13 protein-coding genes are annotated in these 12,234 nt (G+C 68.9%); 10 read left to right on the forward strand and 3 right to left on the reverse strand.

Translation table 11 applies throughout. The features are described from left to right. The first annotated feature begins 94 nt into the window (after positions 1 to 94). The 8 genes from E3D03_RS03890 (at position 95) to E3D03_RS03925 (ending at position 9,180) form a co-directional block, all read left to right on the forward strand. A complete protein-coding gene (locus tag E3D03_RS03890) occupies positions 95 to 1,129 on the forward strand; it encodes a rod shape-determining protein (RefSeq protein ID WP_017997914.1) in 1,035 nt (344 codons plus the stop codon). 10 nt (positions 1,130 to 1,139) lie between these two features. Beyond that, positions 1,140 to 2,099, forward strand: coding sequence for a rod shape-determining protein MreC (mreC, locus tag E3D03_RS03895; protein ID WP_263565893.1), 960 nt, complete (start codon positions 1,140 to 1,142; stop codon positions 2,097 to 2,099). After that, positions 2,092 to 2,622 carry a hypothetical protein gene (locus tag E3D03_RS03900; RefSeq protein WP_062560651.1) on the forward strand — a complete coding sequence of 177 codons (531 nt, stop codon included), beginning with the start codon at positions 2,092 to 2,094 and terminating at the stop codon, positions 2,620 to 2,622. Before mreC ends, E3D03_RS03900 begins: the two co-directional genes overlap by 8 nt. Next, on the forward strand, positions 2,622 to 4,568 hold the full coding sequence (gene mrdA / locus E3D03_RS03905; protein ID WP_263565894.1) for a penicillin-binding protein 2: 1,947 nt from the start codon (positions 2,622 to 2,624) through the stop codon (positions 4,566 to 4,568). The genes E3D03_RS03900 and mrdA overlap by 1 nt, the downstream gene beginning before the upstream one ends. A gap of 3 nt (positions 4,569 to 4,571) precedes the next feature. Beyond that, a complete protein-coding gene (gene rodA, locus E3D03_RS03910) occupies positions 4,572 to 5,714 on the forward strand; it encodes a rod shape-determining protein RodA (protein WP_263565895.1) in 1,143 nt (380 codons plus the stop codon). After that, positions 5,711 to 6,631 (forward strand): 2-hydroxyacid dehydrogenase, encoded by a 921-nt coding sequence (locus E3D03_RS03915; RefSeq protein WP_263565896.1) that lies wholly within the window; start codon positions 5,711 to 5,713, stop codon positions 6,629 to 6,631. The genes rodA and E3D03_RS03915 overlap by 4 nt, the downstream gene beginning before the upstream one ends. A gap of 73 nt (positions 6,632 to 6,704) precedes the next feature. Then, a complete protein-coding gene (locus E3D03_RS03920) occupies positions 6,705 to 8,126 on the forward strand; it encodes a mannose-1-phosphate guanylyltransferase/mannose-6-phosphate isomerase (RefSeq protein ID WP_263565897.1) in 1,422 nt (473 codons plus the stop codon). A 67-nt stretch (positions 8,127 to 8,193) separates the two neighbouring features. Further along, positions 8,194 to 9,180, forward strand: a complete 987-nt coding sequence (locus E3D03_RS03925; RefSeq protein ID WP_263565898.1) for an ABC transporter substrate-binding protein — start codon at positions 8,194 to 8,196, stop codon at positions 9,178 to 9,180. A 111-nt stretch (positions 9,181 to 9,291) separates the two neighbouring features. On the opposite strand, the gene E3D03_RS03930 is transcribed toward E3D03_RS03925, so the two are convergent. The 3 genes from E3D03_RS03930 to E3D03_RS03940 are packed head-to-tail and all read right to left on the reverse strand — an operon-like array spanning position 9,292 to position 11,028. After that, complete coding sequence (locus E3D03_RS03930) at positions 9,292 to 9,618, reverse strand: arsenate reductase family protein (RefSeq protein ID WP_263565899.1); 327 nt, start codon at positions 9,616 to 9,618, stop codon at positions 9,292 to 9,294. 17 nt (positions 9,619 to 9,635) lie between these two features. Beyond that, on the reverse strand, positions 9,636 to 9,749 hold the full coding sequence (locus E3D03_RS03935) for a lipoprotein (protein WP_156429050.1): 114 nt from the start codon (positions 9,747 to 9,749) through the stop codon (positions 9,636 to 9,638). Beyond that, a complete protein-coding gene (locus tag E3D03_RS03940) occupies positions 9,733 to 11,028 on the reverse strand; it encodes a DUF3422 family protein (protein ID WP_263565900.1) in 1,296 nt (431 codons plus the stop codon). Before E3D03_RS03940 ends, E3D03_RS03935 begins: the two co-directional genes overlap by 17 nt. Positions 11,029 to 11,207: 179 nt before the next feature. Between E3D03_RS03940 and E3D03_RS03945 the strand changes: the two genes are divergently transcribed. Both E3D03_RS03945 and E3D03_RS03950 read left to right on the forward strand, forming a co-directional pair. After that, positions 11,208 to 11,714, forward strand: coding sequence for a murein L,D-transpeptidase family protein (locus E3D03_RS03945; RefSeq protein ID WP_062560657.1), 507 nt, complete (start codon positions 11,208 to 11,210; stop codon positions 11,712 to 11,714). A 149-nt stretch (positions 11,715 to 11,863) separates the two neighbouring features. Beyond that, a complete protein-coding gene (locus tag E3D03_RS03950) occupies positions 11,864 to 12,133 on the forward strand; it encodes a hypothetical protein (RefSeq protein ID WP_062560658.1) in 270 nt (89 codons plus the stop codon). Positions 12,134 to 12,234: the final 101 nt, after the last annotated feature.

Below are 12,234 nucleotides of genomic sequence, written 5' to 3' on the forward strand. Positions count from 1 at the left end.
CGGCGGGGCGACTCATCGGGGCAATCGGGCAATGGCCGTCGGCAAACGACGGCGAACCGCCGTCATGGCAGGGACGGCAGAAGGGGTAGTCATCATGGCCTTTGGCGGGTTGTTTTCCACCGACATCGCAATCGACCTCGGGACCGCGAACACGCTGATCTACGTCAAGGGCAAGGGCATCATCCTGAACGAGCCTTCGGTCGTGGCCTATCACGTCAAGGACGGCAAGAAGCAGGTCCTGGCCGTGGGCGAGGACGCCAAGCTGATGCTGGGCCGCACGCCCGGCAGCATCGAGGCCATCCGGCCGATGCGCGAGGGCGTGATCGCCGACTTCGACAGCGCCGAGGAGATGATCAAGCATTTCATCAAGAAGGTGTTCAAGCGCACCAGCTTCTCGAAGCCCAAGGTCATCGTCTGCGTGCCGCATGGCGCGACCCCGGTGGAAAAGCGCGCCATCCGGCAGTCGGTGCTGTCCGCCGGCGCCCGCCGCGCCGGGCTGATCGCCGAGCCCATCGCCGCCGCCATCGGCGCCGGCATGCCGATCACCGAGCCGACCGGCAGCATGGTCGTGGACATCGGCGGCGGCACCACCGAGGTCGCGGTGCTGTCCCTGGGCGACGTGGTCTATGCGCGTTCCGTCCGCATCGGCGGCGACCGCATGGACGACGCGCTGATCAACTATCTGCGCCGCAACCACAACCTGCTGATCGGCGATTCCACCGCCGAACGGGTCAAGACCCAGATCGGCACCGCCCGCATGCCCGACGACGGGCGCGGCGCCACCATCATGGTGCGCGGCCGCGACCTGCTGAACGGCATCCCCAAGGAGATGGAGATCACCCAGGCCATGGTCGCCGAGGCCCTGGCCGAGCCGGTGCAGCAGATCTGCGAGGCGGTGATGGTGGCGCTGGAGGCGACGCCCCCGGACCTCGCCGCCGACATCGTCGACCGCGGCGTGATGCTGACCGGCGGCGGCGCCATGCTGGGCGAGCTGGACCTGGCGCTGCGCGAGCAGACCGGCCTGTCGATCAGCCTGGCCGACCAGCCGATGAGCTGCGTCGCCCTGGGCACCGGCAAGGCGCTGGAGTTCGAGAAGCAGCTGCGCCACGTCATCGACTACGACAGCTGACCCGCGGATCATGGCGCGCAAGGGCCCCGACTACGCGGCTCCGGTCCGCCGCATCCTGGTGTCGCTGCTGGTTCTGCTGCTGCTGGCGGTCTTTCTGTTCTGGCAGATCGACAGCCCGCGGGCCGAGCGGATGCGGGCGGCCTTCATCGACCGTTTCGTGCCCAGCTTCGACTGGGCCATGGTGCCGGTGACCAAGCTGTCGCGCATGGTTGCGGGCTTCCAGTCCTATTCCCGGCTCTACGAGCAGAACCAGGAACTGCGGCGCGAGCTGCAGAAGATGTCGGCCTGGAAAGAGGCCGCGGTGCAGCTGGAACAGGAAAACGCCAAGCTGCTGGCGCAGAACAACGTGCGCATCGACCCGGCGCTGACCTCGGTCTCGGGCGTGGTGATGACCGACAGCGGCACGGCCTTTCGCCAGTCGGTGCTGCTGAACGTCGGCGCGCGCGACGGCATCCTGGACGGTTGGGCGACCATGGACGGGCTGGGGCTGGTCGGGCGCATCTCGGGCCTGGGGCAGACCACCAGCCGGGTCATGCTGCTGACCGACCCGACCAGCCGGATCCCGGTGACGATCCTGCCCTCGGGGCAGCATGCGCTGCTGACCGGCGACAACACGGCCCTGCCGGCGCTGGATTTCATCGAAAGCCCGGAAAACATCCGCCCCGGAGACCGCGTGGTCAGTTCCGGCGACGGCGGTGTGTTCCCGGCCGGGCTGCTGGTCGGGCAGCTGGCGCTGGCCAACGACGGCCGGATGCGGGTGCGGCTGGCGGCCGATTACGGCCGGCTCGAATTCCTGCGCGTGCTGCGCAGCCACCCGGCCGAGCAATTGCCCGACACCGGCCTGCTGATCCCGCCGCCGCCAAGCGATTTCATCGGCCCGCCGATGCCGCCGGTCATGGACCTTGATGCCGCGCGCGCCGATGCCGAAGTCCCGCCCGCCGCGGCCGAGCCCGAGGTTGCGAATGATTGATCCGGGCCGGCGCCGGCGAATCCTGGGACAGGCGCTTTACGTGGCGCTGTTCCTGGCGATCCTGTTCTGGCGGCTTTTGCCGCTGGCGCCGGGCCGCGTGGTCTGGCCCGGCCCGGACCTGGGGCTGTGCCTGACGCTGCTTTGGGTGCTGCGCCGGCCCGAACAGGTGCCGGTGCTGACCATCGCCGCGCTCTACCTGATCGAGGACATCCTGCTCATGCGTCCCATCGGCCTTGCCGCCGCCATCGCCGTGCTGGGCACCGAGGCCGCACGAAAGCGCGAGCACCGTTGGCGCGAGTTGCCATTCATGGTTGAATGGCTGCGGGTGACCATGCTTCTGGCGCTGATGATGCTGGCCTATCGCTTTGTGCTGACGACCTTCTTCCTGTCCCCGCCGCCGCTGGGCCAGGCCATGCTGCAATTCATCGCCACCACCGCCGCCTATCCGCTGGTCGCGGGGCTGGCCGCCTGGGGGCTGGGCCTGCCGCGCAGCACCGCCGACCGCGACGCGAGGGCCCGCTGATGCGCAAATCCGACCGCGAGATCGTCGAAAGCAGCCGTTCCATCACCCGGCGCGTGCTGATGCTGGGGGTGATCCAGGCCGCCGTCGTCTCGGTCCTGGGGCTGAAGCTGCGCTCGATGCAGATCGAGCATGCCGACGAATACCGCATGCTGTCGGACGGGAACTCGATCAAGATCCGGCTCTTGCCGCCGGCGCGCGGGCTGATCCTCGACCGCCACGGCACCATCATCGCCGGCAACGAACAGAACTACCGCGTCACCCTGACCCGCGAAGAGGCGGGCGACGTGTCCGCCGTCATCGCCCGGCTGCGCCGCATCATCCCGATGACCGACCGCCAGGCCGCCGAGATCCTGGAAGAGATCCGCAAGCGCAGCGCCGTCACCCCGGTCATGGTCGCCGACCGGCTCAGCTGGTCCGAATTCTCCTCGATCGCGCTCAATGCCCCCGCCCTGCCCGGCGTCACCCCGGAATCGGGCCTGTCGCGCAGCTATCCGCGCGGCGGCGATTTCTCGCATGTGCTGGGCTATGTCGGCCCGGTCTCGGATTACGACCTTTCGAAGATCGAGAACCCGGACCCCGTGCTGCGCCTGCCCGAGTTCCAGCTGGGCAAGGTCGGCATGGAGGCGAAGCTGGAAGAGGCGCTGCGCGGCAAGGCCGGCGCCCGCCGGGTCGAGGTCAACAGTGCCGGGCGCGAGATGCGCGAGCTGTCGCGGCAAGAGGGCCAGCAGGGCGCCACCGTGCAGACCACGCTGGACGCCGGCTTGCAAAATTTCGCCACCCAGCGGCTGGGCGAGGAAAGCGCGGCGGCCGTGGTCATCGACGTGACCAATGGCGATATCCTGGCGATCTCTTCCTCGCCGGTGTTCGATCCGAACAAGTTCGTGCGCGGCATCTCGGGGCCGGACTATCGGATGCTGATGAACCACGACCACCGGCCGCTGGCCGACAAGACCGTGCAGGGCGCCTATCCGCCCGGCTCGACCTTCAAGATGGTCACGCTGCTGGCCGGGCTGGAATCGGGCGTCATCAACCCCGGCTCGCGCTTCTTCTGCCCGGGCTCGCTGCAGGTCGCCGGCCGCAAGTTCCATTGCTGGAGCCGGGGCGGCCACGGCATGGTCGATGCGGTGCAAAGCCTCGAGCGGTCCTGCGACGTCTACTACTATGAGCTGGCGCAGCGCGTCGGCATCGACCGCATCGCCGCCATGGCGCGCAAGCTGGGCATCGGCGTCAAGCACGACCTGCCGATGTCGGCCATCACCGAAGGCATCGCCCCCGACCGCGCCTGGAAGCGGGAACGCTACGGCCAGGAATGGCAGGTCGGCGATTCCATCAACGCCTCGATCGGCCAGGGCTATGTGCTGGCCTCGCCCCTGCAGCTGGCGGTGATGACGGCGCGGGTGGCGACCGGGCGCGCGGTCTCGCCCCGGCTGGTCAAGGCCATCGACGGCGTGCCCGAGCCGGTGCCGGAATGGCCCGAGCTGGGCATCAACCCGCTGCACCTGCGCACCGCGCGCGGCGGCATGGATGCGGTGATGAACAGCAGCCACGGCACCGCGCGCCGCGCCCGCATCATCGCGCCGGAATGGCAGATGGCCGGCAAGACCGGCACCAGCCAGGTGCGCAACATCACCGCTGCCGAACGCGCGCGCGGCGTGATCTCGAACGACCAGCTGCCCTGGAATCGCCGCGACCACGCGCTTTTCGTCTGCTTCGCACCCTTCGACAGGCCGCGCTATGCGGTCTCGGTGGTGGTCGAGCATGGCGGCGGCGGCGGTGCGGTCGCCGGCCCCATCGCCCGCGACATCCTGCTTTACGCGCTGGCCGGCGGCCTGCCGCCGATCTCCGCCTATCCCGACGACGGCACCCGCGCCAAGGTGCAGGAGATCTGGTCCAAGATGAACCTGGCCCCCTCTGCCCGCCCGGCCGAGACACGCGCGAAAGCCTGAGCGATGAGCTATCTGAACTATCCCGTCGCCCAGGTGCCGAGTGGCTGGCGCAAGATCCTGCACCTGAACTGGCCGCTGGTTTTCCTTGTGACAGCCGTTAGTTGCATCGGCTTCCTCATGCTTTATTCGGTTTCGGGCGGCGATATCGACCGCTGGGCCATGCCGCAGATGGAGCGGTTCGCCGCCGGCATGGTGCTGATGTTCGCCCTGGCCTTCGTGCCGATCTGGTTCTGGCGCTCGATCTCGGTGATCTCCTATGTGATCTGCGTGCTCTTGCTGGTGCTGGTCGAGATCATGGGCGACATCGGCATGGGCGCGCAACGCTGGCTGGTGCTGGGGCCGATCCGCATCCAGCCCTCCGAGCTGACCAAGATCGCCTTCGTGATGACGCTGGCCGCCTATTACGACTGGCTGCCGGTCGAAAAGGTCTCGCGCCCGTTCTGGGTGCTGATCCCGGTGCTGCTGATCCTGCTGCCGACCGGCCTCGTGCTGATGCAGCCCGACCTCGGCACCTCGATCATGCTGATCGCCGGGGGCGGCATCGTGATGTTCGCGGCCGGCGTCAGCCTGTGGTATTTCGCCGCCGTCATCGCCATCGTCGTCGCCAGCGTCACCGCGGTGATGGAGAGCCGGGGCACCGACTGGCAGCTCTTGCACGACTACCAGTTCAAGCGCATCGACACTTTCCTCGATCCCAGCTCCGACCCCTTGGGCGCGGGCTACAACATCGCCCAGGCGCAGATCGCGCTGGGATCGGGCGGCTGGTCGGGGCGCGGCTTCATGCAGGGCACGCAGTCGCGGCTGAACTTCCTGCCCGAAAAGCACACCGACTTCATCTTCACCTCGCTGGCCGAGGAATTCGGCTTTGTCGGCGCCGGCTCGCTTCTGGCGCTTTACGTGCTGATCCTGGGCTTCTGCCTGCATTCGGCGCTGACCAACCGCGACCGTTTCGCCAGCCTGTTGACCATCGGCATCGCCGGGACGTTCTTTCTGTATTTCTCGATCAACATGGCCACGGTCATGGGGATGCTGCCCGCCAAAGGCTCGCCCCTGCCGCTGGTCAGCTATGGGGGGACCTCGCTGATGATCCTGCTGATGGGTTTCGGCATCCTGCAATCGGCGCATGTGCACAGGCCCCGCGGATGAAGGTGCTGTTCGCCGCCCCCGCCCGGCTGTGGGACGCCTGGGCCCCCACCCTGCGCGCCGCCTGCCCCGAGATGGCACTTTGCCGCGACGGCGACCCGGGCGGTTTCGACGCGCTGATCTATGCCCCGGGCTACCCCGAGGGCGGCGCGGCGCTGGACTTTTCGCCCTTCACCCGCGCCCGCGTGGTGCAAAGCCTCTGGGCCGGGGTCGAGCGCATCGTCACCAACCCGACCCTGACCCAGCCCCTGTGCCGCATGGTCGATCCGGGGCTGGCGCAGGGCATGGCGGAATATTGCACCGGCTGGGCGCTGCGGGCGCATCTGGGCATGGACCGCTATGCCCAGGACGGCGTCTGGCGCAACGCCGTGACGCCGCCGCTGGCCAGCGCGCGGCAGGTGACGGTGCTGGGCATGGGCGAGCTGGGCCGGGCCGCGGCGGCGGCGCTGGCCGGGCTTGGCTTCCGCGTCACCGGCTGGTCGCATTCCGGCCGCGCCGTGCCGGGGATCGAGGTTCTGGCCGGACCCGACCTGCCCCGGGCGCTGGCCCGGGCCGAGATCCTGATCTGCCTGCTGCCCGACACGCCCCAGACCCGCGACCTGCTCGACGCCGAACGGCTGGCGCTGCTGCCGGCGGGCGCCGCGATCATCAACGCCGGGCGCGGCACGCTGATCGACGAAACGGCCCTGCTGGCGGCGCTCGACTCGGGGCATATCGCCCATGCGGTGCTCGACGTGTTCCGGCAAGAGCCCCTGCCCCCGGATCACCCGTTCTGGCGCCATCCCGGCGTCACCGTCACGCCGCATGTCTCGGCCGAGACCCGGCCCGAAAGCGCCGCCGCCGTCGCGGCCGAAAATCTGCGCCGCGCCATGCGGGGCGCGCCGCTGCTCTACCGCGTGGACCCGATGCGGGGCTATTGAAAGGTCAGGTTTACCGGCGGGCCGCGGCCATGCTATCCGGCGAGGGACCGCCTTGCGCCTTGGAGTTGATTTCATGACGATTACCCCCGTTCTTCTGGCCGGAGGCTCGGGCACGCGGCTCTGGCCGGTGTCGCGCAAGAGCTTTCCCAAGCAATTCGCCCCGCTGATCGGCGAGGAGAGCCTGTTCCAGGCCTCGGCCCGCCGGCTGTCGGGCGCCCGCTACGCCGCGCCGCTGGTGATGACCAACGCCGATTTCCGCTTCATCGTGGCCGAGCAGCTGGACCAGATCGGCATCGCGCCGGCAGCGATCCTGATCGAGCCCTCGGGCCGCAACACCGCGCCGGCGATCCTGGCCGCGGCGCTGACGGCGGCCGAGACCGATCCCGAGGCGGTGCTGCTGGTCGCGCCCTCGGACCATGTCGTGCCGGATGCCGAGGCCTTCGGCCGCGCCGTCGACCTGGGTCTGCCAGCCGCGCAGGCCGGCCGCATCGTCACCTTTGGCATCACGCCGACCCGCGCCGAGACCGGCTATGGCTATATGGAGGCCGAGGCGGCCGGCGAAGGCCCGGTCACGCTGAAGCGCTTCGTCGAAAAGCCCGATGCCGAGAATGCCGCCCGGATGATCGCGCAGGGCAATTTCCTGTGGAACGCGGGGATTTTCCTGTTCTCGGCCCGGACCATGATCGAGGCCTTCAAGGCCCACGCCCCCGAATACCTGGCCCCGGTCCAGGCGGCGCTGACCGAGGCGCGGCCGGATCTGGGTTTCCTGCGCCTCGCGCCCGAGCCCTGGGACCGGCTGCCCGACCTGTCGATCGACTATGCCGTGCTGGAAAAGGCCGCGAACCTGTCGGTGGTCCGTTTCTCGGGCCATTGGTCCGACCTCGGCGGCTGGGACGCGGTCTGGCGCGAGACGCAGGACGCCGCCCCGGCCGAACGCGGTGCCGTCACCGACGACCGCTCGACCGCCATCGACTGCGACAACGTGCTCCTGCGCTCGCAGGACGAGGGTATCGAGGTCGTGGGCATCGGCCTGCAGGACGTGATGGTGGTCGCCACCAATGACGCGGTGCTGGTCGCCGGCATGGACCGCGCGCAAGAGGTCAGGAAGGCGGTCTCGGCGCTGAAATCCAAGGGTGCGCGCCAGGCGGAAAGCTTCCTGCGCGACCACCGTCCCTGGGGCTGGTTCGAGACCCTGGCCCTGGCCGACCGCTTCCAGGTCAAGCGCATCGTCGTGAACCCCGGCGCGGCCCTGTCGCTGCAATCGCATTTCCACCGTTCCGAGCACTGGATCGTCGTTTCGGGCACCGCCCGGGTGACGGTGGACGAGACGGTGACGCTGGTGACGGAAAACCAGTCGATCTATGTGCCGCTGGGCGCCGTGCACCGGATGGAGAACCCCGGCAAGGTGCCGATGGTGCTGATCGAGGTGCAGACCGGCGTCTACCTGGGCGAGGACGACATCGTGCGCTACGAGGACGTCTATTCCCGCAACTGACCCTCGCGGTTTCGTGCGGCGGGCTTTGCTTGCGCGGCGCGGGCCGGCCGTCTAACCATGGCCGGCGATGAAACTGCGTGTTCTTTCCCTGCTGATCGCCCTGCTCGCGCCGCTTGCCGCCCGGGCCGACGCCCTGACCGTGCAGCTGCGCGGCCCGGCGCTGGCGGAATCGGCCGGCTTCCTGCTGGCGCAGGCGCGCGGGCATTACGCGGCCGAGGGGCTTCAGGTCACGCTGCTGCCGGCCGATGACGCGCCGCCCTTCGAGTCGCTGGCGCGCGGCGCGGCCGAGGCGACGGTCGAATGGATGCCTATGGCGCTGGTCGCGCGCGAAAACGGCCTGCCGGTGGTGAATGTCGCGCAGATCCTCGCCAAGCCGGCATTGCGGCTGACCTGCACCCGCGACAGCGGCGTCGCGACTGCCGCCGACCTGCGCGGCAAGACCGTCGCGAGCCCGTTTCGCGGCGCGGACTATCCGCTGCTGGCCTGGCTCAACCGGCTGGGACTGAAGCCCGACGACAGTCTTTCGGGCGTGGCGCTGCTGGGGCAATGGCCGGCGGCGGTCGAGATGCTGCGCCACCGCCAGGCCGCCTGCGCGACCACGCTGGCCTATGACCCGCTGCCGGGCGACGGGCTGGTGGTGCTGGACCCGGCAACCGAGGGCGCCGCGACGCTGGAGGACGGGCTCTATGCCCTGCCCGCCACCCTGTCCGACCCGCAGGCACAGGACCGGCTGGCCCGTTTCCTGCGCGCCAGCATGAAGGGCTGGCATGAGGCCGTGGCCGATCCCGAAGCCGCCGCCGGGCTGATCCTGGGCCCGGACCCCGACGCAGGCGCGCTGCGCCGCCAAGCGGCGATGATCGAGGCCATCGGGCCGCTGCTCTCGCCCTCGGGCGCGCTGGACGAGGGCGATTACCGCCGCACCGTCGACAGCCTGCGCGCAGGCGGCGGGCAAGCCGTCCTGCGGCGGGATCCGGGCGACGCCTTTACCTCGGCCGTCACCGCCCGGATGGCTTTGCCGAAAGCGGCGACCAACAGGGCGGACGCCGCGCCCTGAGCGCAGACTCGGCATTTGGGTATTTAAGAAACAAAGAAGGCGGGGCGCGGCCTTGGTTTTCTTCGTTGCCCAAATACCCATCCTGCCGTGACGTTCCAGTGAAGGGTGCCCCTAGGCGGCGACTCCCAAGGCGCGCTTGACGTTCGCGGTCCAGCCGAGCAGGTGCAGATCGCCCGCGACAATCGCCGGCCGCTTCATCAGCGAGGGTTTCGCCGACAGCATCTGCAGGGGCGTGCCGGCGCGTTCCGCCTCGGACATGCCGCGCCAGGTCAGGCTGGCGCGGTTGACCAGCTTCTCGCCGAAATCGGCGATCATCCGCTGCCATTCGGCCTCGTCCAGTGGCGCCTTGGCGACATCGCGAAATTCGACCTGCCAGCCTTGAGCCTCAAGCTCGGCCTGCGCCTTCTGGCAGGTCGAGCAATGCGCCAACCCATACATCTGCAACGCCCCCGCCATCAGACCAGCGGAACCAGCGGCACGTTGCAACCCGACAGCGCCAGCATGGCGCCAAGCAGCAGGATGGTTTTCAAGATGGGCTCCTTCGTGGTGAAATCAGTGACCGCCGGCATGCAGCCGGGCCTTGATGCGGCGCATGGCCAGCCAGACGCCGGCGACGACCAGCGGCGTCAGCGCCGCGACCATCACCGCCTTGTCGACATGCAGCGCATGGGCGACCGGATATAGCGCATAGCCCAGAAGGCCCACGGCGTAATAGCTGATCGCCACCACCGACAGGCCCTCGACCGTGTGCTGCAGCCGCAGCTGCAGGTCGGCGCGCCGGTCCATGCGCTCCATCAGCTCCTGGTTCTGGGCGCTGCGCTGCACGTCGACCCGGGTGCGCAAGAGTTCGCCCGCGCGCTCGCTGCGGTCGACCATTGCCGCCAGCCGTTTCTCGGCCGATTTCGCGGTGCGCATGGCGGGATGATAGCGTCGCGCCATGAATTCGGTCAGCATCTGCCCGCCCATGAAGCGCGACTCGCGCAGCGAGGCGACGCGGTCCATCACGATCGCCTCGTAAGCCGCGGTGGCGCCAAAGCGGAACGCCTGCTGCGTCGCCGTGCGCTCCAGCCGGGCCGAGACCGTCAGCAGCTCGTGCAGCACCGCGTCGGCGGGCCGGCTCTCGTCGGCCATGCCCTGCAGGATGTCGTTGAGCTGCGGGTCCAGCGCATTGAGCTGCTGCGTCAGCTGGCGCGCGCCGCCCAGGCCCAGCATGGACATGGCGCGATAGGTTTCCAGGTCGGTCAGCCGCTGCACGATGCGGCCGATGCGGCCCGATTGCGTCCCGGGCTTCACGAACAGCGCGAAGCGCATCCAGCCGTCGGGATCGATGCGGAAATCGCCCGCGACCACCGCCGCCTCTTCCAGCACCCAGACCGAGGCTAGGCTGTCGGCCGCGAACCATTCGCGCAGCCGCGGCATGATGGCGGCCGGATCCTCGGGCAGGAAATCGACCTGGATCATCACCGCCGCGATGCGCTTGCCCGGGGCGTGATGCTGCCAGTCCTCGGGAAAGATGGCGCCGGCGGAAGGGTCGAAAGGCCGTGGCGGCAGGCCGGGCGCGAAGGCGGCATAGGTCACGAATTCGGTATGGCTTTCCCAGCGCAGCTGATGCCGGCCCAGCTGCGCGGTGTAATGGCCGGCGCTGGTGTCGGGGCTGGGCGCGCCGTGGCGGGCGCAAAGCTCGGCCAGATGCGCCACGTCGCGGGCGCGGTCGCGGTTCGCCGCGTCGCGCGGCTCCTTCACCGCCAGGAAGACGGCCGTGCAGGGCGCCTTGAGCCGCGGCGAGGGCCGGGCGTGCAGCTCGTTGACCAGCGCATAGCGCAGCGGGTGTTCGTCTTCGTCGTTCATGGCGGCATGTTTAGCCGCAGCCGGATTTCCCGCAAGCCGAAAGCCCAAGGCGCGCGCCGGCTCTGGCAATTCTGCCACCCGCACGGGCAGCCGCATCAGGATTTCGTGAACCGCCGGCGGATTGCCCGTCACCCGCAGGACAGGCAAAATGCCGCAAAACACCGATCGAGGGGCATCACATGGGCTGGCTGGGCCGTATCGTCGCCATTGCGCTTTTGCTGGGGCTTGCCGCCTGCGGGCCCAGCAAGTTCAAGACCTATTCCGGTCCGCCGGTGACCCAGGTCGTGGTGAACAAGGGCGCGCGGCAGATGCTGCTGCTCAGCGGCAATAGCGTGCTCAAGGCCTATCGCATCGGGCTTGGCAACGAACCCCTCGGCCACAAGCAGTTCGAGGGCGACGGCAAGACCCCGGAGGGGCTTTACTACATCGACCGCCGCAACCCCGACAGCCGCTATCACCTGTCGGTCGGCGTGTCCTATCCGAACCCGAACGACACCGCCTTCGCGCTGGCGCAGGGCAAGGCGCCGGGCGGCGACATCTTCATCCACGGCCAGGGCCCCGAGGGCCGCGCCCTGTCGCAGCGCATGCAGGACTGGACCGCCGGCTGCATCGCCGTGCGCGACGAGGAGGTCGAGGACATCTATGCCATGGTGCGCGACGGCACGCCGATCCTGATCACGCCCTAGGCGCGATACGACCAAGGCACGAAAGCCGGGTGCGCCATACGCGCTGAACTTGTATGGCACACCTGTTCAAAAGGGCAGATACAAATCCGCGCCGGCTCGGACTAACAAATTGGATGTATCCAATTTTAAGTTTCCGAGTAGCCGTGCCCATGTACCTGCCCCCCGTCATCAGTGAAGCGCTGATCGATTCGGCCGAAACCGAGGGCTATGTCCCCGGCGCCATCGAAAGCGTGCTGCGGTTCGGCCCGCATTCGCGTTGGCGGGCGGGGGCCATCGTCACCGGCTCGGCCAAGCATTCCCATGCCATCGCCACGCGCTGCGCGCTGCTGATCCCGCGCCGGGGCAAGCGAACCCGCAAGCTGGCGCTGCACCCCGCCCTGCCGACCGACGTGGTCAAGTCCATGCTGGACGCTTATTAGCACCCGGAAAACGCGAAGGGCGGGCCGCGATGGCCCGCCCCCTGTTTTCTGCCCGGTGTCGCCCTTAGTCGATCATCGGCAACAGCTGGTCGAGGGATTTC

The sequence above is a fragment of the Paracoccus sp. DMF genome, from assembly GCF_004407025.1.
Lineage (GTDB): Bacteria > Pseudomonadota > Alphaproteobacteria > Rhodobacterales > Rhodobacteraceae > Paracoccus > Paracoccus aminovorans_B.